Consider the following 26,815-nt stretch of genomic DNA (forward strand, 5'->3'; position numbering starts at 1 on the left):
ACCGGCAGTAATTTTAGGCCTTTGTGTATCGCTTTGAACCGTGCCATGTCGCGTCCACCTTTGTTTTATTTCGCAGTGAAATTATGGCAGATCGCGGGGGCGATTTATTGGGTGGTTTTGGGTTTTTCTACAGCCTCAACGGCTCGTTTTCCATTTTATCTATCGCAAGGAGACAAAGATGATCAAACGAGCGCTCTATTTTCTAGGGATGCTGCTGGCGACGGTTGCGATCGGGGCCTGTGCCGCAGTGCCGCCGCAAGGTAAGTCAGCGTTACCGATGGCTCACGGCAAAGGTAAAAGTGAACAGCCGCCATGGTTTAGCAAGGGTGAGCCAGGGGTAAACTTGGTCGCCAATGCCGAGATTGCCGCAGTTTTGGCAGCCGGCGGTGAAAAATTGCGGGTAACCGGGCGGGCGAGTATGTCACTGGCCGCGTCCGAGACACAAATTAGAGAAGGTATGGTTCAGGTCAACGGGTTTAGTTTGGCCTTGTTTAACGTGCCGCAGAAGCTGTTGGCGGGCAAGATCGAAGTGAATAAGCCAAGTGGTGTCCTTGGTTTTGCTGTCAATGCGCGTGAGCCGCAGCGTCTTAAATATGATCCGAAGTCAGGCCGTCTGATGGGTGAGTTGCACGGCTATATCGATGCCGATTACATGAGCGCGTTGATTGTCGGGCCGGTTCAAGATGACAAACTCGATCTGTTTCAGACCGCGACTCAGCCGGCAACGCTGATGCTGGATATTAAATTGTCTGAACCATTAAGAACTAATATGGAACAGGTTCAATACATGAAGGCTGAGCTGGATTTAAAGCTGCGTGCTGATATTGGCAAATATCGTGATTATGAGTTGCCCGCGTTTGAGCTGACCCTGGCCAGGGAGTTGCCTTATTTGCAGCTCGAGCTGGCGCCCTGGTTTTACTTCGAAGTGGCGCAACGGCTGTGCCTGCAACCGGTGCGCATTGGAAAAATCAAACTGCTGAACAATTTTCCCTGGGGGCCCATCCAGTTTTCCTTCCAGCTGACGGGTGCCGGTCTTGCATTCGGCCAGCCAGGTGCCAATACGCAATGGGCGAAGGATGACGTAGTCTTCACTTACCGCGACTGGAAAACGATCTGGAAATCGGGTTACTGGGTGGTGGATACGAATGGCAATCTCACCAGCACCGAACAATCGAATCTGATGGCTGAGGTGAGCGACGATGATTGCATCGAAGTATTTTTCACGGATGAGTTCAATCCGGTGTCATGGGGTGGCGGTGGTGCGACCTGGGGTTCCGGTACCGCGGGTTCAAAAATTATTACCAGCGATGCCAATGCCGACGGTGGGGTAGATTTTACTCACTTAGCGCATGAGTTGGGACATGTCATGGGGCTGTTGCATCCCAATAATGCGGCGACAGCCAATGCAGTCCCCGCCAGTACCGGCACGCTGATGTGTCCCAGCGGTTATTTGAACGACAATCCGACTGTGAATAGTCAGGAGAATGAAAACAGCCTGTCGAATCCACTGCTCACGTTCGCCATCAAGGTGAAAACAGCTGGGCCTGATTGTCAAAATAGCGCCGACTGCGGGGCCTGCCCGTAGCGGATAATGTAGGGGCGCCGGAGCATCTTGCTCTGGCGCTCATTGCATCAGCGGCTGTAAGCTAGGCAAATGCTGATACCACAAATTACCCATTGATGTGACGAACATGGCAGCGACCGGTCAATGTTTGTATGACGCAGTTTCGTTTACTATGGAATTTTCATCTTGATTGGTTTGCTGTAAACGACGATTTACCGAAAAAGCCGGACCCGGGGACATAGTGATTAGCTGCTGGTTTATTAAATCTTCGGGCTGTCAAAGCTGCAGCCCTGCCCCCCCCCCTCTGTCGGGGTAGGGTCCGTGCCCACTCCACATACGCGTGCCTGTTCAGTTTATCGTCGAAGCGGTTCTGGCTATAGCCCTGACGAGATTAAGGGTATATGTACTATAACATGTTGATAATTATATTATTTATTGCGAGAACAGCTGAGGCATATCAGCATGAATAAAGCCTAAAATTCCCCCGTCATTGGCCGCTAACTTGTGTAATGCGCCGGAAAATGCGCGGAGCTTGCAAAGAGGGAAGCCGTGGCCATACAACAATTCGATTTCGCTTCGGGCAAGGTGGTCACTACTGACCGCCGTCAGGCTATGATTTTGGTCAAGGATCCGGCCATGCAGGATCAATTGCTGACCATGCTGCGTGAAAACCTGTATAAGGTGCCGATTAAAAGCGCAGACGTTAAGGAAGTGCTTGAGGTTGTGCGCGCGCAAAAGGCGGGAGTGTTGTTTCTGGATGATGAAATCGAAGGCGTAAGTGCCGTGGCGTTGATCACCAGCGTCCGCAGCAAGTTTCCAGAGATGGCCATCATTGTGATCAGCGCGTCTCCCACCAAGGAATTGGCGGAGGCAATGTTGAAAATGGGTGTTGAAAGCTTGATCAAGAAGCCGATTGCACGCGAGCAGATTTATAAAGCATTAGCGAAGATCAAGTAAGAATCTTTTCCGCGCCTTAGATAAGGCGCGTCTTTTGCGTTACCATACCAACATTCTAAGATTGCCGATTGAAGCCGGTCTAGAGTCGTTTCCATGATTTCACCTATTGAGTGTCCCTGCGGTTCGGGCAAGCACCTTGACGCGTGTTGCGGCCCGTATATTGGGCGGCAAGCGCAGCCAGGCACGGCGGAGACCTTGATGCGTTCCCGTTATAGCGCCTATGTCTTGGGTGATGAGTCGTATCTTCTCGCGACGTGGCACGAATCCAAACGCCCATCACGGTTGAATCTTGACGCCGAGCGTCAAACTAAATGGTTAGGTCTGAAAGTAATAAACGCTATCGAAGATCAGGTCCATAACGAAGGAATGGTGGAGTTTGTGGCGAGATATAAAGTGAATGGTAAGGCGCATCGTTTGCATGAGGCCAGCCATTTTGTGCGTGAGAATGGCGTGTGGTTTTATGTGGACGGCGAAATTAAAGAATAAAACCATGCTTCAGATTTCCAACAATGTCACCATTCCTGAGCATGAAATCGAGCTGAGTGCCATTCGCGCTCAAGGTGCGGGTGGTCAAAACGTCAATAAAGTTTCCAGCGCTATCCATTTGCGGTTTGATATCCTGGCATCGTCCTTGCCGGAGTTTTACAAACAACGATTAATGCATCTCAAGGATCGTCGCATCACTAAAGAAGGTGTGATTATTATCAAGGCCCAACAGTCTCGCAGTCAGGAACAAAATCGCGAGGCGGCGCTGGAGCGGCTCAGGGAGTTGATCCGCTCAGTGGCGGTAGTGCAAAAAGCGCGGCGTGCGACAAAGCCGACGAAATCCTCAAACCGGAAACGAGTGGATCAAAAGACGCAGCGCGGCAAAATCAAGACACTAAGGGGAAAGGTTGAGCATGACTAGTACACCCTATGAGCGCATCGGTGGTGAAACGGCCGTGCGACGCCTGGTGGATCGGTTTTATGAGTTGATGGATGCATTGCCTGAAGCAAAGCGGATACGTGATTTGCATCCCGAAGATTTGGCATCGTCACGCGCCAAGCTGTTCAAGTTTTTGTCCGGCTGGCTCGGCGGACCGCCGTTGTATATGGAAGAATATGGTCATCCACGCTTGCGGGTGCGGCATTTGCCGTTTTCGATTGGCGAGGCCGAGCGTAACGCCTGGATGCTGTGTATGGAGCAGGCAATTTCCGAAATGGATCTGGATGAATTACTGCGGCAACAACTGTTGCATTCATTGCGGCAGACCGCGGATCATATGCGGAATCAATAGTTAAATTTCGTGCGTCATGCTCGGCGATTCGAGCATGACGCACATCAATTTTAGAATTTAAATCCTGCTTGTACCGCGTAAGAAGTCTTGCTGTCGACGGCAGTGCCGAGCTTGTCGCGGAAAACCTTGTTGTCAGCCGTGGCGTAGGCAACCTCGGCGCGGACAAAGGTGTTGGCGCTGAAGTTGTATGTCGGGGTGACCGTAAAGGTGTAGCCGGTCTTCAGGCCGGTGTTATAGATGCCGCTGCTGCCATCATCCATATACTCGACGCGTACCGGGACGCTGGTGCTGCCGAAGGACGGTGTTGCATACAAAGCGAGGCCGGTGGCGCTGTCATCATTGCCAGGGGTGGCGTTATCCAGCATGTGATAGTCGAGGTTGGCGGCAACCGGGAGACTGCCGATCTTGGTGCTGACTATGATATCCAGAATGTCGCGAGTCTCTTTGGCATTGTAATAGGATACACAATAAGAGAGCGGGCCGGCTGAACCGCTGGCGCCGACGACATAGCCATTCTTGGCGCTGGTCGAGGTGTCTTGATTGAGTTCACCGAAGAAGGTGACAGAGCCCGCGTTGTAGCTGGCACGGACGCCGGGGTAATACACAGGCTGCGCGGACCACAAACCACCAATCAGGATGTTCTGGTTGGCGTAGGTATTGGCGACCTCATAACCGATTTTGGTCGCTAATTTGCCGGCTTCAAAAGTCAAAGCTTCAGTCGGTTTAACAATCATTGAGCCATATTGCAGCGACGTTGAGGCGGGCGGGGTGATGCCGACATTGGCAAATACCGTGGGTTGCAACAGCTCGCCAAAGCCAGCGACAAAGCCAACGCCAGTGGTTGCAACGGGCGCTGAAAGTTCGATCAGAAAATCGGTGACGCGGGCATCTGTGTCGTGAAGAGCGCCGTTGTTATCAGAATATAACGCACCAGCGGATAAACCACCGGCCAGCGTTAAGTCGGAATTGGCAACGGTCAGGCTGCCTGCCAGTGCGGCGGGGGTCGTGATCATGGCTGCAATCAGCAGGTTTAAAGTTTTCAGTTTCATAAAGCTATCTCCCTAATTAGGCGATGAGTTCATCATGTGCGGCTCACTCAGTTGACGGACCACGATCTGACATTGCAGACACTGTGCCAAGAAAATTAACTCATTGAAAATTAGTGAATTGTTATATTTTGAAGAAGATGGAACGCACCAAGATAGTGCGGCTTAATTATTGAGGAGCGTTGTTGGTGCGCAAATTGGTTGTGAATTAAACGAAAATTCAGCGAAATAACGGGCCGTCAATGTGATGCGGTGCTGCGCCAGAAGGCTTTGATTAATTCTGAGCGGTTGCGGATGCCGAGCTTCTCATATATCCGGCTCATATGTTTTTTTACGGTGATTTCGCTGACATTGAGGCGAGCGGCGATGGAGCAATTGGGGAGGCCTTCGGTGGCAGCAAGTGCTACCTCGCGTTCGCGCTCGGTCAATGGCTTTAATAACGGATGATCCATCGCATTGGCGGGCTGATCATTCGGGGTGGAGATTTGACGTGCGACTGCACCGGCTAGATCGGGATCGAAAGGTAACTGAGTATTGGCGCCGAACTGATGATTGATTAGCTGCTGCAAATAAGCGGACAGGCGCGTGCCGCGTAAATCAAGAACGAAATATGGGGAGGGGCGATCGGTGCCAAAGTCGGTATGGGCTTCGAGATCGGCGCGCTCAAAACCAAAACGCATTAATAATTCCTGGTAAAAAGGCAGCGGTGTGCTGGTGATGAATCGCGCGGGGCGGATCAATAAACCGACAAGCTCGCGAAACAAAATCGAGCGCGCCTCTTTGTCAGTAGGGTTTCGTACATCGGCCAAGCGTACAAACCAATTGTTGATAGGCGTGTCGTGGATGATGTATTCCGCACGTTGTGCCGCGTTTAGTTGGCTGAAGTAATGGCGGGTCACGGGTTGTTGTTCGAGAAAGGGTAATGTTTCGGCAGTGATCGGAAAGACAATGCTCAGGCCGCGCAGTGCACGGTCTTGATCGCGGAGCAGGCGCATAGTACCGGGCAAATTGCGAACGATAAGACGGGTATCGATAAAGTCAGGCTCGCGGGGTTCTGAAACAATCCATTGTTCAATCGTATCCTGATTGTCGCGATCATAAAGTTGTAGCCGGTGACCGTTGAGGTTGTCGCGTGTTTGCCGCCATTCTGCCATGTAGCCATTGAGATCATCGAGATCGGTCTCGATGGCGGATTCAAAATAAAGGGTGCTGCCGGGGGTTGGCGATTCGTCATAGAGTGCAGCACGCACCAGGCCATCACCCACGAGATAGAAGAATTCATGTAATGCAGTATTGCGCTGTTTCAGTTCACCGGGCAATGCAGCAACAGTGGCGAAGTAATTAACGGCGCGTGCCCGTAGCAAGTTATAAGTGCTCGGTGAGCGGCCCTTTAAAGCGCGCGATAGCGCATCGCGTACTAATTCATGCAGGGACCAGCCACCTTGGCTATGACGGACGAAAGAGGTGAGCAGCAGGTTCTCAAATTCATCCGTGGTAATGGTGCGGCCGACCATCTGGCTGAGCAGGTCTTGGTTGAAGCGGCGTACAACCGCAGCGGCTTCAACAATGTCACGCATGGAGGCTTGTGAGATCTCGCTGAGCCAGCGGCTGGCCAAGGTATCGAGTACATCCGGACGCTTGGGGATGATGCTAATCGCGGCTTGTCCTTCGCGGCTGACAAGGGCAGAGGCGAGTGATAAAGCCAGTGGATGCCCTTCCGTATAATGCCAAGCCTGTTGGATGAGGTTGTCGTCATCGACGCCATAGAGGCCGAGATATTGGCGAGTGCTGGCAAAATCGAGACTGCCTAGCGGTAAGGAATGAATCAATTGCCGCCAGCCACTATAGTCACGCCAGCGGTTTTCAAGCGAGTAACGGCTGGCGATCACGATCAAACTGCGCTGTGGCAAATGGGATAGCACGGATTCTCGCAGCCAGCGGTTAAGCTCACCGATTTCATCGAAGGTATCGAGTACTAACACAAGCGGCTGGCTGAGGGCGATATGATGCAGGGCATCAAAGCAGGCAGTCAACGATCGGTCGGTAAGCGGTGCTGAATCTTGCAGGCCGGACGCCAGTTTTTCAACAAAGATGGATTGTGTGCCAAAGATATCACGGCAGTCGAAATAGAGGTAAAACACCCTTTCTGTCTCAGCAATACGCCGGAATGCATCCAGTAATGAACTTTTACCAATACCCGCCGCGCCCCAGACATTAAGAATTTGCCAATCGCGAACTGCAGTCAGTGCCGTGGTGAATATTTCGCATTCGGTATACCGATTAACAAAAAGTTGTTGCTTCAGGGTTTTAAGACGATCCCCGATCGTAATCTGAGTCTGAAGGGCCGATCCTGGCATGGGTGTTCTCCTTTGGACTGTCGCAGAACGGTCGCAATGGATGACTATTCTACTCTGGGGGTATACCAAAGGATAATTCTTTTCACCGATTACAGTTGTTAGAGTGCGAGCGTTGCCAATGTCGGCAGGGATTGCCCGGCATTTATCTTTTGCTGGTAACAAGTATGGTCTTGTAAAATTAAATTGAGGAGGACTGGCTATGGAACATAAGGTGCTGCCGGTGTTTGAATTAGAGAGTGAGCATTATGAGCGCTGTTTCGCGGGGTGGCGACCGATGTGGTCGAGGTTTGGGGTCGCGCTGTGCCAGTACACAATGCATTTGACCGGCGCTGGCTGGCAGGTGCGAATGGGCGCTTTGGTAAACTCGCCTAACGGTAGGGGCTCAAGGAAGAAAGTTCAGTCCTGAGCCCCAACGCTTGATTACCCTTTCAAAATACTCATCCGGCGATTTTCGTCATCCGGGAATACGCGTCCCAATTGAATGCATTTTAAAATATGCTGGAAAACGGCGCCGGGTTGCCCTTTGTCATCGGTCAAAAAGTAGCTATGGCCGGTAGGCATGTCGTACTGATTATTGAAGTCGTCACAATCGATGGCGTAGACGTTGCGCGGTGTGTTGTCCATGTCTTCCGGGCCTGTGTGGCCGAGGCGCCGTGAGGCAACCTTATTTTTCAGGTTGGAAACTTTGCTGGCGCGCAATGCCAGATCGTCAGAGGCAAAATATACGGCGACATTACGCGAGGCGTGCGCAATGAGTTCTCCCGGCTGGCCGACAGTAAGCGATTCGTTGACAATGTCTGCGGCCACCAGGAAGGTGTTGCGGAATAATAGAGGCACGCCACTGGCGAGATCGTAGCGATTCCAATTGACCAGGGTTTCGCGCAGCACGCGATTACCCATCGAGTGTGCCAGCATATTGATGCGTTTCAAACACGGCGCAGTCTCCGGTTCATTGGCAGCGCTGTTACGCCAGGCCATGAATTTCTCCATGACCCGTGCGAAGGCGAAGGCGCTCATATCTGCTGATTTCTGGTCATCCCAATAATCCTTGACCACACCGACGTCGGCATCGCAGGGCCAGATCAGGGGAATGACCAGAGTCAGTTTCTGCTCGGCGGCATCGAACATCTCTTGCAGTTTCAAGGCGCGGGGAAAGATGTCGGATTCGGGCAAATTAGAGAAGCCATGGATATAAATGAGGATTTGCTGATAATCCGATTCCCGAATCGCCCCCATAAAGCCCTGGGAGCCCATTTCAGTATAGTCGTCCTTGTCGTTACGGCGGCAAAAATAGACTGAATTTGAGACGGTATTGTTTTCAATATCAAAGCCTATGGCGCGATCGACGCGCGTGCGCGGCGACTGCCGCGGCGTGCGGTTGGTAATAAACAACATGGTAAGCTCCTTCTGCTTTACAAATCTTGATTTATTGTGTCAGGATTGATCCAGGCTGCGGCGTTGTGGGGGCGCCGCAGCTGCGCTCAATATTAGTCCTGTTTGTGCCGACTTGAAAGATAAGTGCCGAGCAGGGTCTGCGGTTTGTTTCAGATGCACAGGGGGATGCTATGGAACTTGTATCGCAAGAAGGTGTAATCGCCGATGCCGCTGTGCGTAATGTTCAGGAGCCGATGATTACGCTCGAACACGCCGGGGTAAAAATCACACTCTTGGGCACTGCCCATGTCTCGCGCAGCAGCGCAGATAAAGTAAGAAACCTGATCGATCATGGCGACTACGATGCCGTTGCGCTTGAACTTTGTCCGAATCGTTATCAATCTCTGGTTGATCCTGACGCTATCAGCAAACTCGATTTAGGCCAAGTCATCCGCAAAGGCAAGGGTGCGATGGTGATGGTCAGTCTGGCGCTTGGTGCCTTCCAGCAACGGCTGGCCGACCAGTTCGGCGTAGAATCCGGCACCGACATGCGTGCCGCGATTAAAACCGCCGCTGAAAATGAAATCCCAGTGTTTTTGATTGATCGCGATATCGGCATTACCCTGAAGCGCATTTATCGCAACATGCCCTGGCGCCGTCGACTCAGTGTGATGACGGGGTTGGTGGCCAGCGTTATCGCCCGTCGCACGGTGAGCGAGGAAGAGGTCGAGCAACTCAAGCAGGGCGATGTGCTGGAAGCTACATTCGCTCAGTTTGCCGAAACTTCTGCGGATATCTATAACCCGTTGGTGGATGAGCGTGATCATTACATGGTTGCAAAACTGGTGCAGGAGCTCAAAGAAAAGAATTATCGAAACATGCTGGTCGTGGTGGGGGCGGGTCATCTTGCGGGTATGCGCCGTGGTATTGATGCGGCTCGCAACTCGGAGCGAACACCACAGGAAACCTGTGCCGAGCTTGATGTTGTCCCGCCAGCGTCGAGGATTGTGCATTGGTTGTCGTGGTCGTTCGTTGCGCTCATCATGTTGGGTTTTGCTATTGGTTTTACCAAGAGCAGCGCAATCGGCTGGGGAATGGTTGCCACCTGGGTGTTTGTGCACGGGACATTAGCAGCAATTGGCGCATTGATTGCCGCCGGGCATCCGCTCACCATTCTCAGCGCCTTTGTGGCCGCGCCACTTACCGCGTTAAATCCAATCGTGAGCGCCGGAATGATTTCCGGCGCGGTTGAAGCGTGGTTGCGTAAACCACTCGTCAGCGATTTCAGCCGCTTGCGTGCAGATGCGGCCGGCATCAAGGGCTGGTGGAGTAATCGTGTGGCGCGTACTTTTCTGGTCTATTTTTTCAGCGGGCTGGGTTCCTCGATTGGAACGTTTGTTGCGGGTTATCAAATGATCGGGACGGTCGCGTAAGATTTAATTAATCAGGAAGTTTGTCTCCGTTGTAGAACAACAAGTCCCAACCCCAAGCCCGCGAGCAACAGGGATGAGGGTTCAGGTACGGCCAGGAAACCGCGAATTTCGCCGCCCGGGAAAGCGTTGGTGTGAATGTTAAAATACGCTTTTCCATCATCCAGTCCCTTAATCAGTGCTGTTTCTGCGTTTGCGGCCGTGCCGCCGTTGTTGATTACAAAAGGCGAATTGAAACTTGCCAAATCGGTGAGATCGAACAAATGACTATAAGCCCCGGCTGTTACTCCCGCCGGAAAACTGGGGAAGGTCGGGGTTGTCGTGGCGACGCCGATGTTCCCCGCCCCCGCGATTGATGTGCAACAATGAATATGGGCGGCGGAGACATTTCCGGTTAACCCTGAAAACGATACATCGACCTGCAATGTCTTCAGGTTTGAGTCGTAACTCAGCATGACGGAACCTGTTCCCGCGGAGGCATTAGCTGGGCTCTCAGCCGCGCCGGAAAGTGTTGTCGTATAGGTAATGATACTTGCTAATCCCGTTTGCGCGGCAAAAACCAAGACAGCCCCGGCGACTAACGCGAACATGTTATTCAGTCTCATTAAGATATCTCCCTCGGGTAATGGTGTTATTCCTGACACGATTTAGTTATGGAACCTCTGATTAATCCGCTGAAGCAGTGTCTGCGGCGTTGCAAATGGGCTCAAAATGCTCATTTACTGCGTGTAAACTCCGCTTTTTCGCCCATTTGCGCCTTGCATCCATCTGCTTGATCAAATTAATCAGAGGTTCCCAATGTTGGTAAGCATAGCTTGCGACTTGATCTTTTCAATGTGAATGTTCGAGGTTTTAAAGTTACAAAATTTGCTGAATTGTTTCAGCGAGCAAGCACAAGTCTTTTTTGCGATGATAGGTGGCTCGCCACACCAGGCCAATTTCACGATGCGGGCCTATTTCTGCCAACGGCCGTAAGCGGATGCGTTTCTGATTGACGAAGCCTGATTTGATCGCCATCTCCGGTAATAATGTGATGCCCTGACCGCCAGCAACCATCTCCAGCAAGGTGTAGAGACTGGTCCCCTGAAAGGCGGTGCTACGTTGCAAGCCACTGCGATGGCAAGCCGAAAGTGCGTGATCGCGTAGGCAGTGGCCTTCTTCCAGTAATAACAGTTCATCTGCCGGTAAGTCGATGGACGGAATCGGTCCGCCAGCGCTCAAGGGATGATCTGCAGGAAACGCAACCCAAAAAGTTTCTTTAAGAAACACTCGATGCTCCAAGCGGCCCAGCTCATAAGGTAAGGCGATGATCGCGCAGTCGAGCTCGCCGTTGTCGAGTCGTTGCAGGAGCCTGGCCGTTTGATCTTCAATCAAATAAAGCTGCAATTCCGAAAATCGATCACGAATTTGCGGCAACACCCGTGGCAACAGAAATGGGCCGATGGTGGGGATCACGCCTAATTTCAGTACTCCACTTAGCGGCGCATGTTCGGTCTGTGCCGTTTCCACTAATTCCGCAGACAGTTGCAGGATCTGGCGCGCCTTGTCCGCCAATTCCAGCCCCAGCGGGGTGGGGGCGACCTTGCGCTTGGTGCGCTCCAGGAGCCGAATGCCCAACAGAGTCTCAAGCTCCTGGATGCCGGTACTGAGGGTGGATTGGGTAACAAAGCAGCGCTCCGCCGCCTTACCAAAGTGGCGCAATTCCACTACCGCCAGCAAATATTGGAGCTGCTTTAGAGAGGGTAGATACATAAATCTACTATATCAATTATTAACATAAATTTAATCAATTGGATTGAATTATAGATCGGCAGTAATCTTATTTCCAACAGAGAGCCAAACCCACAAGGAGTAAGACCATGACCGACAAAACGGTAACCAAGACCATCCACAACCTGGAATCTGCCTTCGCCGGTGAATCTATGGCCAATCGCAAGTATCTCTATTTCGCCAAGCGTTGCCGCGAGTTAGGGGCAGAAGAGGTGGCCAAGGTGTTCGAGCAAACGGCTGAGCAGGAAACTGCGCATGCCTTCGGCCACCTGGAGTTGCTCTATCCCACGGATACTTTGACGGTGGAAAAGATGCTGCAACTGGCCATCGACGGCGAGACTTATGAATACACGGAAATGTATCCGGCCTTCCGTCACACGGCATTAGAAGAGCGTGATCATGCCGCGGTGAAGGAGATCGATGAGCAAATCGCCGAATCGAAGGAACATGCCGAACGTTTTGTCGCTGTTCTGGAAAAAGCCGCCAAGCGCTTTGCGGCATTGGCCAAGGTCGAAGAGCGTCATGCCAATCATTACCGTGACACGCTCAATAAAGTGAAAGCTTAACCAATAATTCTTGAATGAAGGAGCAAGACATGAAAAAGTGGCAATGTATTGTTTGCGGTTACATCTACGACGAAGCGAAAGGCATACCGGAAGACGGCATCGTTCCCGGCACGCGTTGGCAGGATATTCCGGCTAACTGGAGTTGCCCGGATTGCGGCGTCACCAAAGAAGATTTTGAAATGGTGGAGATATAAGAATATGGCACCTGTCATCATCATCGGTAGCGGTTTGGCTGGCTATGGCGTGGCCAAGGAATTTCGTAAGCTGGATACCGCCACGCCGTTGATGATCATTACCGGTGATGATGGTCGTTCGTATTCAAAACCCATGCTCTCCAATGCCATCAGCAAGGGTAAAACCGCTGATCAGTTGGCGATGGCAGATGCAAGTGCCATGGCGGCGCAATTAAATGCAGATATCCGGTCACAAACCCGTGTCACTGCGATCAATAGTGCAGCACATGAAATCAGCATCGGCAATGAGCGGATTAAGTACAGCCAACTGGTGTTGGCCTTGGGTGCGAACCCAATTCGATTGTCTTTAAATGGCGATGCTGCAGATGCAGTGCTGTCGGTCAATAGTTTGCAGGACTATGATCAATTTCGCAGGGCTATTGAGGGTAGAAAAAGCATAGTAATACTTGGCGGCGGTTTGATTGGCTGTGAATTTGCCAATGATCTGGCGAACGGCGGCTACCACGTTGATATTCTTGATCGCAATCCGTTGCCGCTGGGGCGGCTGTTGCCAGAGGTTGTTGGCGCCAAGTTACAGCAAAAGCTGAAGAGTATAGGTGTTGTTTGGCATGGCAGCGAAACTGTAAGTCGTATTGATCGATCTGATGGTAGGTTTCGTGTATGTCTGGTGAGCGGCCAGGAGATTGTGGCCGATGTCGTGTTATCTGCCATCGGCTTGCAACCTAATATTGGTCTGGCGCGGACGGCAGGATTGACAGTGAATCGCGGCATAGTAGTAGATCAATTTCTGAGAACTTCCGCTGAAGACATTTACGCGCTCGGAGACTGTGCAGAAGTAGTGGGCCATGTATTGCCATTTGTTATGCCCCTAATGCGCGCAGTGCGTGCATTAGGGCCGACGCTGGCGGGGCGGCCGACCAAAGTGATTTATCCGGCAATGCCGGTGGCGGTGAAAACGCCAGTGTTCCCCATCGTTATTTCACCGCCTGCACAGAGCGCAGCAGGTGCTTGGCAAATCGAAGCCGAGGGTGATGACATTCGCGCCATGTTTATGGGTGAGGGCGGTGAAAAAAAAGGTTTTGTGCTGGCTGGGGCAATTGTTGGCGAGGCGCATAAACTGGCCACGCAGATTACTGGCCTGTTAGGTTGAGAGATGCAGTGTTTTACACTTGCTGATTTGCAAACATAGTTCAATGCAATTTGTGTGGGACTAATCCACAAACGGCCCGTATTGAAGAATGGGTTCACCATGTGGCTGACCGTAGCAAGCCATTAGATGGCAGCCGTCGATGGTGTGGATGTCCAATGATTCTCCGGCTTCTAGAAAAATAGCCTGACCGGTGGTGAGTGTTGTGACTGCCAGTTGCGCGCTGCCATCAACGATATAAATCAGGCCACGTTCATTGGCGGTGAGCGCATCACGATAGCGGCCGCCGTGATTGAGTTGGATGTCGTAATAACGAACCGGTGTGCGTAGCTTGAGAGGTGAATTCTCACCGACCAGAATTTTTTGTTGGCCATGCTCAATGTCGATGACTGGAAATTCGCCGTTATCAACCTGCTGGTATTCTGGATCTATAGCTTTTAATCGCTTTGGCAAATTGATCCACAATTGAATGCCGCGATTGATGCCGCTGGCACCGGGCATTTCGGAGTGGACAAGCCCGCGCCCCGCAGTGAAGCGCTGGGCGCCGCCGCCGTGCACGGTGGAACGATTGCCGAGATTGTCCTCATGACGAATCGAGCCGGTGAAGAGATAGGTAATGGCCTCGAAGCCGAGATGAGGGTGATCGGGAAAACCGTGTCCGGCACCGATTGAAAAGTCATCCCATAATACGAAGGGATCGTGGTTGCGAAAACCGGCGATGGGCATCAGCCGCCGGACGTTAACGCCGTCGCCTTCCTGGGTTTCAACTGCCTTGCGGATTGTGGGCATCACTGCACCTCCTTATTTTTTGTGAGTGCCGTCGCACCAAGGTTTGTTGCCACTGCGGCCACAGCCGCATACCCACACGCTAGCGTCCTCAGTCGCATCAAACTCGAAAGGCTGTGCGGGTGGATGATTGAGATGGCTACCGTCGCAATAGGGCGGTTTTTTCGTGTGGCCGCACTGGCAAAAATAAGCGGTGTCACCGGCTTCAATCTTTACTTCATACGGTGACTTTTTGGTAAACATGCTCATGTCGATCTCCTGGGGGGGCTAATTTTATTTGTCGTCAATGGTGAGTCGCTAGCGAATTCATTTAGTGTAACCGCCCCCGTTGTTATGAGGGCGGTAATTTTTCTCAGCCGACGGCAATCTGAGGATCGCGAGTGTTTGTCGTGCGATTTGTGCGACGCCGCTGATCGATGCTGAAGGCGCCAGCGCCATGTGCGGCGACAAACAACAGGCCACCCGCTATCGCCAGGTTCTTCATGAACATGATCATTTGCGTTTGATCGGCGAAATTGTGGTGAAAAACTGCGCCCGCCACCAGTGTGAACGCGGCCAATGCCCAGGCGGCCCAACGTGTCTGCCAACCAACAATCAAGGCCAGTCCGCCCCCGATTTCGAGCAAAATGACCAGCGGCAGCATGGCCCCGGGAAGGCCGAAGGCGTCCATGTAACCCTGGGTGCCAGCGTATTGCGTTATTTTGCTGATCCCGGCGAGCAGGAAGATTTGGCCCATTAACAGGCGGCCGATGAAAGTGCTGATTTTGTCCATAATGATCTCCTTTGAGTTAAGTAATTCCTGACCAAAATGATTATGGCTATATTTTTTTAATAAAAAAGCGCAATTTTTAGACTAAAATGATCGAAATGTTAGATATATCCACAATGAAGATACCGCGGGTCACCCTTGAGCAGTGGCGGGTGCTACAGGCCGTGGTCGATTGCGGCGGGTTTGCGCAGGCGGCAGAGCGCTTGCACCGTAGCCAATCCTCGGTCAGTTACGCGGTAGCGCGGTTACAGGAGCAGATTGGGATGTCGCTGCTGGAGATCGAGGGACGCAAGGCGCAGTTGACGGCGGCGGGCGAGGCCCTGTTGCGCCGGTCGCGGCAACTGGTAAGCGATGCCCTGGAGTTGGAACAATTTGCCGCTGACCTCGAACAGGGCTGGGAGCCCGAGATACGGTTGCTGGTCGATGCGGCCTTTCCCAATGCGCAGTTGATGGCAGTGTTAAAGCGCTTTGTTCCGCTCAGCCGCGGAACACGGGTGCAGCTCAGCGAGGTTGTATTATCGGGGGCGGAAGAGGCGCTGCTGGAAGGCAAGGCCGATCTGGTGATTGGCGCCATCGTACCGCCTGGCTTTCTCGGCGAACCGTTACTGGATGTTGAATTTCTTGCGGTTGCACATCCCGCACATCCCTTGCATCAAATCGAGCCTCCCTTGCTAGAGCACGATCTGCGGCGCGAATTACAAGTCGTGATTCGCGATTCCGGATTACAGCGTAAGCGGGATGTTGGCTGGCTGGGCTCGGAATATCGTTGGACGGTGACCAATTTTGAAACAGCGCTCGATACGATATTTGCTGGGCTGGCATTTGGTTGGTTGCCGTGCAGTCGTATCCAGATGCCCCTGGAACAAGGGCTCATCAAGGCGCTGCCCTTGCGTGAAGGTCAGCGCCAACTCGTCAATTTGTATATGATTTTCGGGCAGCCTAATCGTGTCGGCCCGGCCACGGCCACGCTGGCGCGGTTGCTGCGCGAAGGCTGCGCAGGCGGCTGAGCTGGTAGGCGCCCGTTGCGCTATAATCCCAAAAATTACGGATAGGGGCAGGTGTATGGCTGACGATGAAATTCAGGTCATCAAGAAGCGCATTATCGAATTGAAGCTCGAGCACCGCGATCTCGATGATGTGATTCGGCATCTGATAGAACAGCCTACTGCTGATCAATTACAGATCACGCGCTTGAAAAAACGCAAACTGCTGCTCAAAGACACAATCCATAAATTGCAGAGCAGTTTAATCCCGGATATGCCCGCTTGATGAATAATAAAGACGATACTTCTGATCGCGACTGGAAGGCGGAACTGACCTCCGAGCAGTATTATGTGACGCGCCAGTGTGGTACCGAGCCACCATTCAGCGGTGAATATTACAATCACAAGGCGGAGGGCACTTACCGTTGCGTCTGTTGTGGTGCCCCGCTCTTTGCTTCAACCCAAAAATATGACTCCGGCAGTGGTTGGCCCAGTTTTTGGGCGCCCACGGATAAGTCGCGGGTGGAGGAGCGGCCAGATCTTTCTCACGGCATGAAGCGGACTGAAATCCGTTGTGCGGCCTGCGAGGCTCACTTGGGGCATGTTTTTAACGATGGCCCGGCGCCGACCGGGCAGCGTTACTGTGTTAACTCGCTGGCCCTGCGTTTTACTGATAAAGATCGGTAACTGCTTCAAAAGTCATTGTTTTCTCAAGAGTTGTACAGTTTTAATGCCGATCGGTCGATAACTTGCTTAATGGGGTTGTGGGTCGAATTGAGGCAATGATGAGTTTTTATGCCAATAACTGCGTAATTGGACGCGAACGTGCAGTCATCTGGCGGCTTCTGGCCGTTATCGGGTTGATTTTCGCGTTACCTCAGGCCCGCGCCATGACCTTTGTCCAGCCGACTGGGGATGTGGTTGGCGAGCCTCAGTTTGTCGTCGTCAAACAGGGGGAAAGCCTGGCAGCAATCGCACGTCGTTTTGATGTAGGTCTGAGTGAGCTCAAGGTGGCTAATCCCAAGGTCGATCCCGCCAAACCCAAGGCGGGCGCCAAGGTGCTGATTCCAAGCCGCTATATCCTCCCGCACGGCACCCGCGAAGGAATCGTGATCAATCTCGCCGAGCTGAGATTGTATTTCTATCATCAGCCGGAACAAGGCCCGGCCTTGGTGAGTACCTACCCGATCAGTATTGGTCATGAAGGGCGCAAGATTGAAGAGGGGCGGTATGAAGTGGTGCAACGCCTGCGTAAACCCACCTGGACAGTGCCGGAGTACATGAAGGATCAGGCGCTGCTGGAAGGTAAAGCGCTGGTGGATGTGATCGAACCAGGGGACAACAATCCATTGGGTGAATATGCCATGAGTTTGACCGCACCCGATTGTTTGATCCACGGCACGAATCAGCCAGCAAGTATTGGTGTCCAGGCAAAACACGGGTGCTTTGCTATGTATCCGGAAGATATTGAGGTTTTGGTGCGTCTAGCGCAAAAAGGCACGCCGGTACATGTGATGAGCGAATCGTTCAAATATGGTCGTAGCAATGGGGCTGTGTATTTGGAATTGCAGCGGCCGGATGGCGAGCGGCGACCGCTCAATATGCGCGTGTTTGTGAATCGGATGACGCAGCTGTTTCCGAATCGGATGTGGGCAGAGGACTGGGAGCGGATGCGTCAGACCGCAGATGCTGGTTTGGGGGTGGCCATGCCGGTGATCAAGGAAGGACCAGCGAAAAAATCGGCGAGCGCATGGTGGATAGATATGGGGCGGTTTAAAGATTTGAGCCATGCCCGTGACCAAGTGAATAAGATTGAGCGCCTGGATTTGCCAGTGATGTTGCGTGATTGCAAGGCCGATGGTTCATGCCAGTTAGTGTCTGGGCCGTTTCGGGATATTGCTTATCTACAGGAGGTCACCAACAAGATCAAATGGGTGACACGCATCATCGGTAAGCGCATGCCTTATCGTGAAGCGCCGGCATTTACAGATTCGGAGAAACTGGCGACGCTTTCCGAATAAAATACGCCTGATCACGTGTTTTCAATAGGTTGCTAGCCAACGACGTGATGTTTGCCGACAACACTGACCGTCGTCGCCTGCGGTCCTTCGTCACCTGCTTCCTCCGCGAACCGCACTTCAGCCCCAAGTTCCAGGCTGTCAAAACTGGCATTGATGAGACTGTTACGGTGAAAGTAGATTTCTCTGCCGTCGAGGGTGGCAATACGGCCATAACCTTCACGGGCTGAGAGCTCGACAATCTTGCCATGCGGCGGCGTGTCGTGGTGTTTGATTTCGCCCTGCCGGCGCTGCACATCTTCGTCGAGTTTGCGCCGCATGGCATCAAAGGCATCGCGGATAGCGACATAGGCATCGGCGTGAGATTGATTCATGCCGCTCTCGCGGCTGACGACTAACTCCCTTCCCGGTACTGTCACATCGATGCGAACACGGTAAATGTTGCCACTTTGGCTATGTCTTGACTCAGGTTCCATCACCACCCGGCAGCTCATGATGTGATGGTGGAATTGATCAAGTTCCGCAATGCGGTTACGAATGGCATCTTCCATTGCAGAGGATGCTTCCATGTGTCTAAAGGTGATTTGCGGTGCCAATTGCATGGTTGTCTCTCCTGAGGTGGCCTATACTTCAATCATAGAATCCAATACGCATTACGGCCAGCTCAATACCGCGAGTGGAGGAAAAAATGATGATAATGACGCCACGACCTCGTCCCGAAATTCCACCTGATTACCCGCCGGAGCAGCCGGAGAGTGAACCGCCGGTGGGTGTGCCACCAGGGGGGCCGGCTGAAGCGCCTTCAACCCAGCCTGCGGAATGGCCGGGGGAAGCGCCCGTGGAGATACCAAGCGAATTACCTCAAGAATTTTGAGAAGTGTGCATCCGGTAAAATCGTTCTGCAGGTCGCCTTTGATCAAGCCGTGGATAGGCGTCATGTTAAAATGATGTTGTAGTTTCAACAGAGTGCCCTGAATTTTGTGTTGGACAGGAGTAGATCAATGCATGCCAGTGAAGTAAAACAACTTATTGTGGGCGCCATTCCAGATGCCGAGGTCAGTGTCGAAGGTGAAGGTTGTAATTTTAGTGTCACGGTCATCAGTCCTGTATTCGAGGGCTTGAGTTCGTTGAAAAAACAACAAGCCGTGTTGGCGCCGTTAAGCGCCAAGATTACCAGTGGTGAGTTGCATGCAGTGACGATTAACGCCTACGCGCCTACCCAAGGCGATTTATGAATTGCCCCTACGGGTTTTAATAATTGTTAACGCAAGAAAAATTCTGCCGGCGTATCTGCGCCATGCATATCAATCAGTTCATCGACTTCTATCAGCAAGGTGTCGTCCTCGTCCTGATCGAGGACGCCATTGCCGGTAAGGCTGGCGCCTAGCCCTTCAGCCAGCGCATCGCGTACCGTGGCTAATGTCGGCGGCTGTTCAGGGTCGGATTGATCGAGTATCACCTCAACGACAGCAGCAAGTTCCGGGCTGGCATCAAAGTGCATGAATTCTTCGGCGGGTGCATCACCGCCAAAATCCTCCACCAGTGCTTTGAGTTCATCAAGAATGCTTTGTTCGACATCAGGGTCGATCCGGCTGGAGGTTACTAATTCCTGATATAGCCCTCGATACATGGATTCAAGTACTGAACCCAAGGTCAGCGGTTGGTAATGATCTGGCCGTTTAATTTCCGATTCGATGACAGTGACCAGTTCGCGGCTGACGTGACTGGCGGGATCGATGCCAATGCCAATATTCATGGATGTGCGCCTCCTCGACGAAGCTTTGCGCATAGCCGGATGGGTATCGCCGCTCGTCAATCAAAGGAAATGTCGGGTGACTCTAACTATAGAAACCAATTTATAGAAACCAATTCTTTCCCATGCATTAAGTATAATGAGTATCAACATAAAAACTGTGACTAGTTCGAATAAACTATAGACCATGAGTGGCCTTGCGTCTAATATTGAAATTTTTAAACAAAACATGATGTCATATGAGTCGACGTGATTTTCGCTACCTATGGGGCGATAATTGACGTGCGGCCGTTAGTATGCGGAATGCTTATTTCTGGGTTGTTAGGTGGCGATCGAGCTTCGCTAATTTTTTCATAATCCCGGTCATTCCAGTTCGCTCAATGGCGATATCGTAGCCCCGAAGAAACCTTGTGCCGCATCTCGAGCGCCTTATGGACAACTTGATCGCGTATTGAGCCCCATAATAGATGGGTAGTGTGTCGACTTGTTCGCCGGTCCGCCACGACCAAACGGATTCGACGACAACAGTGCTCCGGATCGCGCAGCAGCGCGGCGATGTCGTAAAGTTTCTCCGGTGCGTTAAGTGCGATCACCCGATCACCACGGAATTACGCTGCCATCGAAACGGTAAAACTGACCCGACATGGCCGGTATATAGCCTTCGATCATGCGCCGCATGCCGCGTACGCTTTCGATCGTGGATATCTGTGCCCCCGGCCCTCCCATGCGAGTATTGACCCAGCCCGGATGCAACAACAGCACGCCGATGCCGTTTCGATTTAGTTCTCGTGCCACGCCATGCATCGCGGCATTGAGCGCCGCTTTGCTCGAACGATAGGCATAACTACCCGGTGCGTCAATTTCAGCAATGCTGCCCATATGGCTGGTGATCGCTACCACCAGCTTCCAGTCGCTACGTGCAATGTGATTCAGGAAGGCCTCGCTGACGCGCATGGCGCCAAGGGTGTTGACGTTAAAGGTCGCCAGCCAATCGTCATAATCGAGCGAACTAAAATGATCGTCTATATATTTTTCGAGATAGATACCGGCGTTGTTGATCAGAAGATCAATGGGTTCGTCACAGAGGCTATTGGCCAGCGCTCTAATTTCGTCAGCGTGAGTTACATCAAGGCGGTGAATTGAGACATTCGGATGGTTGCTGGCGAGAGCGCACAATTCCTCAGCCAGCTCGGGGTGGCGGCAGGTGGCAAAGACTCGCCATTCCTCGGCGGCGTATTGTCGGCACCATTCTAGGCCGAGTCCGCGATTACTGCCGGTGATGAGGATACTGGGCATGATACTACCCTCGCAAAGCAAACTAAAATTCTCTCCTTAACAGCCTGCTGAAAAATGCGCTGCATCCCCTGATCCCCTTTTTCAGCAGGCTGTTAAGAGTTTCGTGGAGATTTGAGGCAAACTTGCCATATAACTAGTAAAGGCAATGCGGGGCGATTTGTCCACCCGAATCAGCCTAAAACAGGTCCAATTGCGGTGTGGGGTTGGGTCGCCGGAATAAGTCGCTCCTGAGTGGCTCGCTACCGGGAAATTCCAATCGTTTAAATGCCTTGTGAAATCGCTGAGCGATGAGGTCGGCGAAAATGCCACGGCCACGCATCCGGATACCAAATTCCGCTTGATAATCGCTGCCGCCACGGCAATCGCGCAGCCGATTCATGACATGTTCGGCTTTCAGTGGCGCATGTTGCGCCAGCCAGTCACGAAACAGTTCCTTGAGTTCATGCGGTAAACGTAATAGCACATAACCCGCATCCACGGCGCCAGCGCTACGAATTTCAGTGAGAATGTTTTCCAGCTCATGATCCGTTAATACAGGAATTAATGGGGCGATCAAGGTCGTCACTGGAATGCCGGCAGCCGTCAGGCGACGAATGGTCTCCATGCGTCGTTGCGGCGATGCCGCGCGCGGTTCCAGGGTGCGCGCGAGTGCGGCATCAAGCGTGGTGATGGAAACGGCGATGCTCGCCAGATTTTTTGCGGCCAATGCCTCCAGGATATCCATGTCTCGTTCGATCAGTGATGACTTGGTGACAATGGTCACGGGATGCTGGCATTCGGCCAGCACTTCAAGGATTTCGCGAGTGATCCGCAGTTTTTTCTCGGCAGGCTGATAGGCGTCGGTGTTGATACCGAGTGCGATAGGCGCTGGGGTGTAGTTCCTGGCGCTAAGCTCCTTGCGCAATAGTGTAGCGGCATCGGGCTTGTAGAACAACTGCGTCTCGAAGTCCAATCCTGGTGATAGACCTAAATAGGCATGCGTGGGTCGCGCAAAACAATAAACACAACCGTGCTCGCAACCGCGATAAGGATTGATCGAGCGATCGAAGGGAATGTCAGGTGATTGGTTGTAACTGATGACGCTGCGGCTGGCGTCGACATGCAGTGTCGTTGGAATCTTGGTCTCGAGTTGTTCGAGACTGCCCCAGCCGTCATCAATCCATTCGCTGGAAAATTGCGAATAGCGATTATCGGGATTGCTCAAGGCGCCGCGGCCGCGCGGCGGCAGGGGGGGACGTTTGCTCATGCTGTATTTTACGCTGCTTCAGGATGTGTTAGGAAAAAATCAAAAAAATCCAACGCAGAGGCGCAGAGGAGTGCGTGAAAAAACAAAAATCATCCGGGATCACTCTGTTCAAGGTTTTCCTTATAAGCTGCTTTTACGCCCCTTTCGTCCCTCGTGGTTAGCGAGGTTTTCTCTGCGTCTCCGCGTTGGATTTTTAAGGTTTTGTATTTTTAAGGTCTTATGTTCAGTCAGTTAACTTAAACTTGCTGATGTCGATCTTGGGTTCGGGCACTGGCGCATGTTCCATGATGATCTCGCCAGGCGCGCCCAGGGTGATGCCGTCGATGTCGTAATCCAGGGGAATAATGGGCAGGACTTCGACCAAATCCTCACCCACGATCCCCATTTGTAACCGGCTAATATCGATGGTCGGCGGCGGGGGTGGCGGTTCATTGGAAAGGATTTCGCCCACCGGCCCAGCGCTGAGCTTGCTGATATCGATCTGGGCCGGGGGTGGGGGCAGCGTCTGGTCAATCTGGCTGCCCGCAGGCTCGATACTGGCGCCCCCAAGCGTGGCCTGTGGCGCTTTAGTGGGGGTGGCTGGCGCCGCCTCCTGCGCCATGGGAGTGATCTCGGCCATCAGCCCGGCCTGCTGCAGGGCGGCCTGATACTTGGCCGCCGTGGCCTGGTCAAGATCCTTTTTGACCGCCACTCGCTCGCCGCTGAACATCGGCCCCACCGTGTCGGCTGTGGTTTTGAACAATTTGGCGATGTTTTGCTGGACCTGTTCCAGCGTGGCACCGGCGGCCAGTTTGCCGCTGACGACGACTTGGAAAAGTTGTGCGCTCATGAATGTCTACCTATTTATCCTTCCTAAAGTCATCGGCCGCCTGGGTGGAATTTTCAGGGTCGACTACGGGATAGTCGGCCAGGCGCAGCCGCCGCGTCTTCCCTGTTAGCGGGCAACGAAATTCAAGTTGTTCTGCAATCAGGCGCAGACCGACCGCATTTTTGTTACCACGGCCATATTTTGGATCGCCAATCAGCGGATGGCCAATCATGTCGAGATGGCGGCGAATCTGATGCAGGCGTCCGGTTTTGATGATGACGCTTAGCGTGGTGATGTCGTGAACAGAGTCATACTCAAGCACAGTGTATTCTGTCAGCGCTGGCTTGCCATCCAGCAGCAAGTCGATCCGGCCACTGCTATTGCCTGGTCATGCGCAATCAGCATCAGACCGCTGGCCTCGCGGTCGAGGCGATGCACCAGAAATACCGTGCGCGGCGGTTGCCAGTACAGTTCGGCCTGACGCAGTAGTGAGGTGTGATCGCTGTATTGGTTGCCTTGCGCCAGTATGCCCGCCGGTTTGAACCACAGACTGTAGCGGCCAAAATTTTCCAGGCACTGTGCAGGTGGCGGCGCAAGCGCAAGAATCTCGGGTTGATAATGGAGCGTGATTCTGTCACCGCTGCGCGGTTGATAAGTGGCGCGGCGTAGGCGTTTTTGTTTTCCCTTCCCCGGCTGCAGATGGACTGCGCCCTTGATCATGGCATCCTTGATGCGCGCCTTGGGCAGCGGTGGCCGAGGCGAGCAGGTCGCAGATGCTTTGGTCGCTGTTTTGAGTGAAGTTGATTGAGAAATCACTGTACTGCATGACGTTAGTTCCGGTTGGCGACTAAAGTCGCGCGCCGTGGGGCGGGATGGCCCTCAACGGTGCACGAGGGATCGCCGGGCATGAGAAAATCCTCAAGTGACTCAAAGCTCATCCAGTCGGTGCGACGCTGTTCAGCGGTAGTTGTGGTCGAGACATCCACGATACGCACATCAGTAAAACCGCAGCGGCGCAGCCACAGCGCTAGCGTCGGTGGGCTGGGGATGAAAAACACATTACGCATCTTGGCGTAGCGTTGTTCCGGCAGCAGTACTTGCCCCTCATCGCCTTCGATCACCAACGTTTCCAGCACCAGTTCGCCGCCGGGGCGGAGGCAGTCGCGCAGTTCGAGGATGTGGTCCAGCGGTGAGCGGCGGTGATACAGCACGCCCATCGAAAATACAGTGTCGAAGGCTTCGAGTTTGGCGGGCAGTTGCTCCAGCGCCAAGGGTAAGACAAACACGCCGTGGTCGCCGGTGAAATGGCGGACGGCGAAATATTGCATGATGTAGATCAAGGTCGGATCAATGCCAATCACCAGCTCGGCGCCCGCACCTGCCATGCGCCAGCAGTGATAACCGCTGCCGCAGCCGACATCGAGTACGGCGCGACCGGTGAGCGGTGTAATGTGCGGCGCAATGCGATCCCACTTCCAGTCCGAGCGCCATTCGGTGTCGATGTCGAGCCCGAGCAATGAAAATGGCCCTTTGCGCCAGGGCATCAATTGGCGTAATGCATGTTCCAGCGTCGTGCGCGTGGCAACATCGCAATCAGCCGCAGTGCCTGCAGTGACGGCGGCAGTATTGAAATCGATGTGATCAGGGTTGATTTTGGGCAGTGCTTCGAGCGCCGCGCGCCATTTCGGTAGATCGCCATGACCGGTGTTAAGAATATGATCAATCTGCGCTGGCAATTGCGCGCCCCATTTAGCCAACTGCGAATGCACTCGCAAGCGCCGGTAGAGATCCTCGTACCCCATCATTTGATGGCGAGTAGCGAAGCAAAGTTAAGACATTGATGCCACAGTTGCACGCGGCCAAAGCCTGCGGTATGCAGGCGCTGCTCATGCTGTGTCAGGGTCTCGGGAATCAGCACATTTTCCAGCGCCGTGCGTTTCTGGCTGATTTCAAGATCGCTGTAACCATTGGCGCGTTTGAAGGCATGATGCAGACCGATGAGTAATGCGTTCACCTGGGGATCATCGAAAACAAGCTTTTCGGACAGTATCAAAATGCCGCCAGGACGCAGTCCGTTATAAATTCGTTGCAGCAGCGTCAAGCGATCGGTTGGCGCAATAAATTGCAGCGTGAAATTCAAGACTGTCACGGAGGCATCGTTGATCGCTGCATCGCGGATATCGCTACAAATCAAATCCACCGGTACATCACAAATATCGTTATCAACGTTGGCGCGACACTGTTCGATCATGGCGCTGGAATTATCGATACCGATGATCCGGCAGCGGCGGTGTTGCAGGCGATGGCGCATCGCCAAGGTGGCCGCGCCCAGCGAGCAGCCAAGGTCGTAAATGCGGCTCTCGTCCTGCGCATATTGTTCCGCCAGCAGGCCGATCAGCGAAATCAGCGTGCCATAGCCCGGCACCGAACGGCGGATCATGTCCGGAAACACGCGCGCGACCGCCTCGTTGAACTCGAAGTCCACGAGTTGCGGCTGGGGGTTGGCGTAGAGTGTGTCTGGTGGGCGTTTGGCCATGGCCGCTATGATAACGCAGCTATGACGGAAAATGATGCAGTGTATTCAGTTATCCGTGGTGGATTTATTGTGGTAACCGTGACTCATTCTCCGTTAATTCATTCAACATCACCTGAGCTAACGTCTTGAGCCTGACGCACAAGTGATCAGCCAGCGTATTGAGGTCGTGTTGTAGCAGATTAAGTTGTACCTGGCGGGGCTGGTCATAATTAAGATTGGGCTCCAGCGTGTAGGTCACGTCCCAGGTCTGGCCGAAATCGGACAATGCCACATGCCAGGGGTAAGTCAGTCGTTTCTGTAAATTTAGTGCTGAAATATGCCGAATCAGTAATTGGGCATAGATCGGTGATTGGGAATAGAAACTCACTTGCGGAATTTTCCACAACTCGCCATTAGGATTCAGATGGCCCTCGCAGGACCAGCAGGGTTGTATTAAGCGCACGGACGCCAGCTCATAGACCAACGGCACGACGTTGGTTTCGATGGGATAGTTAACGGCATCGATAGAAAGCTGTTGCGGTGCATGTTCGCAGTTGCTGGAACATGCCAACTTGGGGTGTAGCGTGCAACTAGGACAAGGCGGGGCCTCTGCCGCAGACGGTTGTGCAATCAGCCGCAGCAGGTCTGCTCTGATCTGTCGGTTGTGTTGCACATCTATGTTGGGTTTGATGATTTTCATGACCCTGGCGTTATCCACTTAACTAATATGGTAGCGGGCGCTTATGGATAAACCTTTAGTATCGTGCTTAAAAGGAAAGTGGTGGGTTGGCTAAAGCCAGGCCATGAAGGCACGATAGTTCTTATACCGATGGTAAAACGATAACAACGGATAGACAGATGGCGACCCGCATCCCTTTTGATTTGAGTTGGCTAAGCAGGCTCGAGCGCGAGCCGGAGACTATGCATAGTGGGGCGTTGGAGGGCAACGCCTACACGGC

Annotated in this window: 33 protein-coding genes; 14 read left to right on the top strand and 19 right to left on the bottom strand. The window is 52.9% G+C overall.

What is annotated here, in order from left to right:
- The first annotated feature begins 178 nt into the window (after window positions 1-178).
- From HY272_11865 to HY272_11885, 5 genes are all read left to right on the top strand, one after another.
- On the top strand, window positions 179-1,585 hold the full coding sequence (locus HY272_11865; protein ID MBI3773381.1) for a hypothetical protein: 1,407 nt from the start codon (window positions 179-181) through the stop codon (window positions 1,583-1,585).
- 528 nt (window positions 1,586-2,113) lie between these two features.
- Window positions 2,114-2,521, top strand: coding sequence for a response regulator (locus HY272_11870; protein MBI3773382.1), 408 nt, complete (start codon window positions 2,114-2,116; stop codon window positions 2,519-2,521).
- 93 nt (window positions 2,522-2,614) lie between these two features.
- Window positions 2,615-3,007: a hypothetical protein gene (locus HY272_11875; protein MBI3773383.1), complete on the top strand. Its 393-nt coding sequence runs from the start codon at window positions 2,615-2,617 to the stop codon at window positions 3,005-3,007.
- A gap of 4 nt (window positions 3,008-3,011) precedes the next feature.
- The gene (arfB, locus tag HY272_11880; protein ID MBI3773384.1) at window positions 3,012-3,428 is read left to right on the top strand and encodes an aminoacyl-tRNA hydrolase; all 417 of its coding nucleotides are present in this window, start codon (window positions 3,012-3,014) and stop codon (window positions 3,426-3,428) included.
- Window positions 3,421-3,798, top strand: a complete 378-nt coding sequence (locus tag HY272_11885; protein ID MBI3773385.1) for a group II truncated hemoglobin — start codon at window positions 3,421-3,423, stop codon at window positions 3,796-3,798. The genes arfB and HY272_11885 overlap by 8 nt, the downstream gene beginning before the upstream one ends.
- 50 nt (window positions 3,799-3,848) lie before the next feature.
- Here the strand turns inward: HY272_11885 and HY272_11890 are convergent, their stop codons facing one another.
- From HY272_11890 to HY272_11900, 3 genes are all read right to left on the bottom strand, one after another.
- Window positions 3,849-4,847, bottom strand: a complete 999-nt coding sequence (locus tag HY272_11890; protein ID MBI3773386.1) for an outer membrane beta-barrel protein — start codon at window positions 4,845-4,847, stop codon at window positions 3,849-3,851.
- 236 nt (window positions 4,848-5,083) lie between these two features.
- Window positions 5,084-7,201 (bottom strand): AAA family ATPase, encoded by a 2,118-nt coding sequence (locus HY272_11895; GenBank protein MBI3773387.1) that lies wholly within the window; start codon window positions 7,199-7,201, stop codon window positions 5,084-5,086.
- Window positions 7,202-7,621: 420 nt separating this feature from the next.
- Window positions 7,622-8,596, bottom strand: coding sequence for an alpha/beta hydrolase (locus HY272_11900; GenBank protein MBI3773388.1), 975 nt, complete (start codon window positions 8,594-8,596; stop codon window positions 7,622-7,624).
- Between the two features lie 170 nt (window positions 8,597-8,766).
- Here HY272_11900 and HY272_11905 point away from each other — a divergent pair, with 170 nt between their 5' ends.
- Window positions 8,767-10,008 carry a TraB/GumN family protein gene (locus tag HY272_11905; protein MBI3773389.1) on the top strand — a complete coding sequence of 414 codons (1,242 nt, stop codon included), beginning with the start codon at window positions 8,767-8,769 and terminating at the stop codon, window positions 10,006-10,008.
- A gap of 11 nt (window positions 10,009-10,019) precedes the next feature.
- Here HY272_11905 and HY272_11910 read toward each other — a convergent pair whose 3' ends face one another.
- Window positions 10,020-10,610, bottom strand: coding sequence for a CHRD domain-containing protein (locus HY272_11910; protein ID MBI3773390.1), 591 nt, complete (start codon window positions 10,608-10,610; stop codon window positions 10,020-10,022).
- Between the two features lie 253 nt (window positions 10,611-10,863).
- Complete coding sequence (locus HY272_11915) at window positions 10,864-11,757, bottom strand: hydrogen peroxide-inducible genes activator (protein ID MBI3773391.1); 894 nt, start codon at window positions 11,755-11,757, stop codon at window positions 10,864-10,866.
- A gap of 107 nt (window positions 11,758-11,864) precedes the next feature.
- On the opposite strand from HY272_11915, the gene HY272_11920 reads away from it, so the two are divergent.
- The 3 genes from HY272_11920 to HY272_11930 are packed head-to-tail and all read left to right on the top strand — an operon-like array spanning window position 11,865 to window position 13,685.
- Entirely contained in the window at window positions 11,865-12,341 is a 477-nt protein-coding gene (locus HY272_11920) for a rubrerythrin (protein MBI3773392.1), read from the top strand.
- A 29-nt stretch (window positions 12,342-12,370) separates the two neighbouring features.
- Window positions 12,371-12,535, top strand: a complete 165-nt coding sequence (locus HY272_11925; protein ID MBI3773393.1) for a rubredoxin — start codon at window positions 12,371-12,373, stop codon at window positions 12,533-12,535.
- A 4-nt stretch (window positions 12,536-12,539) separates the two neighbouring features.
- The gene (locus HY272_11930) at window positions 12,540-13,685 is read left to right on the top strand and encodes an FAD-dependent oxidoreductase (GenBank protein ID MBI3773394.1); all 1,146 of its coding nucleotides are present in this window, start codon (window positions 12,540-12,542) and stop codon (window positions 13,683-13,685) included.
- 60 nt (window positions 13,686-13,745) lie between these two features.
- Here the strand turns inward: HY272_11930 and HY272_11935 are convergent, their stop codons facing one another.
- The 3 genes from HY272_11935 to HY272_11945 all read right to left on the bottom strand — a co-directional run bounded on the left by HY272_11935 (window position 13,746) and on the right by HY272_11945 (window position 15,240).
- Window positions 13,746-14,471 carry a pirin family protein gene (locus HY272_11935; GenBank protein ID MBI3773395.1) on the bottom strand — a complete coding sequence of 242 codons (726 nt, stop codon included), beginning with the start codon at window positions 14,469-14,471 and terminating at the stop codon, window positions 13,746-13,748.
- A gap of 12 nt (window positions 14,472-14,483) precedes the next feature.
- Complete coding sequence (locus HY272_11940) at window positions 14,484-14,717, bottom strand: CDGSH iron-sulfur domain-containing protein (GenBank protein MBI3773396.1); 234 nt, start codon at window positions 14,715-14,717, stop codon at window positions 14,484-14,486.
- Between the two features lie 103 nt (window positions 14,718-14,820).
- Window positions 14,821-15,240, bottom strand: coding sequence for a DoxX family protein (locus tag HY272_11945; GenBank protein MBI3773397.1), 420 nt, complete (start codon window positions 15,238-15,240; stop codon window positions 14,821-14,823).
- Window positions 15,241-15,353: 113 nt separating this feature from the next.
- Between HY272_11945 and HY272_11950 the strand changes: the two genes are divergently transcribed.
- From HY272_11950 to HY272_11965, 4 genes are all read left to right on the top strand, one after another.
- Entirely contained in the window at window positions 15,354-16,244 is an 891-nt protein-coding gene (locus HY272_11950) for a LysR family transcriptional regulator (protein MBI3773398.1), read from the top strand.
- A gap of 55 nt (window positions 16,245-16,299) precedes the next feature.
- Window positions 16,300-16,506, top strand: coding sequence for a DUF465 domain-containing protein (locus HY272_11955; GenBank protein ID MBI3773399.1), 207 nt, complete (start codon window positions 16,300-16,302; stop codon window positions 16,504-16,506).
- On the top strand, window positions 16,506-16,907 hold the full coding sequence (msrB, locus tag HY272_11960; protein ID MBI3773400.1) for a peptide-methionine (R)-S-oxide reductase MsrB: 402 nt from the start codon (window positions 16,506-16,508) through the stop codon (window positions 16,905-16,907). Before HY272_11955 ends, msrB begins: the two co-directional genes overlap by 1 nt.
- A 98-nt stretch (window positions 16,908-17,005) precedes the next feature.
- On the top strand, window positions 17,006-18,241 hold the full coding sequence (locus HY272_11965) for a L,D-transpeptidase family protein (protein ID MBI3773401.1): 1,236 nt from the start codon (window positions 17,006-17,008) through the stop codon (window positions 18,239-18,241).
- A gap of 32 nt (window positions 18,242-18,273) precedes the next feature.
- Here the strand turns inward: HY272_11965 and HY272_11970 are convergent, their stop codons facing one another.
- Together HY272_11970 and HY272_11975 are read right to left on the bottom strand one after the other, a co-directional pair.
- Window positions 18,274-18,840, bottom strand: a complete 567-nt coding sequence (locus HY272_11970) for an HPF/RaiA family ribosome-associated protein (GenBank protein MBI3773402.1) — start codon at window positions 18,838-18,840, stop codon at window positions 18,274-18,276.
- A gap of 51 nt (window positions 18,841-18,891) precedes the next feature.
- Complete coding sequence (locus tag HY272_11975) at window positions 18,892-19,200, bottom strand: hypothetical protein (protein ID MBI3773403.1); 309 nt, start codon at window positions 19,198-19,200, stop codon at window positions 18,892-18,894.
- Window positions 19,201-19,239: 39 nt separating this feature from the next.
- Here HY272_11975 and HY272_11980 point away from each other — a divergent pair, with 39 nt between their 5' ends.
- Window positions 19,240-19,473: a BolA/IbaG family iron-sulfur metabolism protein gene (locus HY272_11980; protein ID MBI3773404.1), complete on the top strand. Its 234-nt coding sequence runs from the start codon at window positions 19,240-19,242 to the stop codon at window positions 19,471-19,473.
- Between the two features lie 26 nt (window positions 19,474-19,499).
- On the opposite strand, the gene HY272_11985 is transcribed toward HY272_11980, so the two are convergent.
- From HY272_11985 to HY272_12025, 9 genes are all read right to left on the bottom strand, one after another.
- The gene (locus HY272_11985) at window positions 19,500-19,994 is read right to left on the bottom strand and encodes a hypothetical protein (GenBank protein ID MBI3773405.1); all 495 of its coding nucleotides are present in this window, start codon (window positions 19,992-19,994) and stop codon (window positions 19,500-19,502) included.
- A gap of 594 nt (window positions 19,995-20,588) precedes the next feature.
- Window positions 20,589-21,287 (bottom strand): SDR family oxidoreductase, encoded by a 699-nt coding sequence (locus HY272_11990; GenBank protein ID MBI3773406.1) that lies wholly within the window; start codon window positions 21,285-21,287, stop codon window positions 20,589-20,591.
- A 175-nt stretch (window positions 21,288-21,462) separates the two neighbouring features.
- A complete protein-coding gene (locus HY272_11995; protein MBI3773407.1) occupies window positions 21,463-22,533 on the bottom strand; it encodes a PA0069 family radical SAM protein in 1,071 nt (356 codons plus the stop codon).
- Window positions 22,534-22,756: 223 nt separating this feature from the next.
- Window positions 22,757-23,362, bottom strand: coding sequence for a hypothetical protein (locus HY272_12000; protein MBI3773408.1), 606 nt, complete (start codon window positions 23,360-23,362; stop codon window positions 22,757-22,759).
- 10 nt (window positions 23,363-23,372) lie between these two features.
- Window positions 23,373-23,663, bottom strand: coding sequence for a hypothetical protein (locus HY272_12005; GenBank protein ID MBI3773409.1), 291 nt, complete (start codon window positions 23,661-23,663; stop codon window positions 23,373-23,375).
- Between the two features lie 11 nt (window positions 23,664-23,674).
- Window positions 23,675-24,157 (bottom strand): hypothetical protein, encoded by a 483-nt coding sequence (locus tag HY272_12010; GenBank protein ID MBI3773410.1) that lies wholly within the window; start codon window positions 24,155-24,157, stop codon window positions 23,675-23,677.
- A 14-nt stretch (window positions 24,158-24,171) separates the two neighbouring features.
- Window positions 24,172-25,146: a tRNA 5-methoxyuridine(34)/uridine 5-oxyacetic acid(34) synthase CmoB gene (cmoB, locus tag HY272_12015; protein MBI3773411.1), complete on the bottom strand. Its 975-nt coding sequence runs from the start codon at window positions 25,144-25,146 to the stop codon at window positions 24,172-24,174.
- Window positions 25,143-25,877: a carboxy-S-adenosyl-L-methionine synthase CmoA gene (gene cmoA, locus HY272_12020; GenBank protein MBI3773412.1), complete on the bottom strand. Its 735-nt coding sequence runs from the start codon at window positions 25,875-25,877 to the stop codon at window positions 25,143-25,145. Before cmoA ends, cmoB begins: the two co-directional genes overlap by 4 nt.
- A gap of 64 nt (window positions 25,878-25,941) precedes the next feature.
- Window positions 25,942-26,556, bottom strand: a complete 615-nt coding sequence (locus HY272_12025) for a hypothetical protein (protein MBI3773413.1) — start codon at window positions 26,554-26,556, stop codon at window positions 25,942-25,944.
- Between the last annotated feature and the right edge of the window lie 259 nt (window positions 26,557-26,815).

The organism is Gammaproteobacteria bacterium (genome assembly GCA_016200485.1).
Classification (GTDB): domain Bacteria; phylum Pseudomonadota; class Gammaproteobacteria; order Tenderiales; family Tenderiaceae; genus JACQEP01.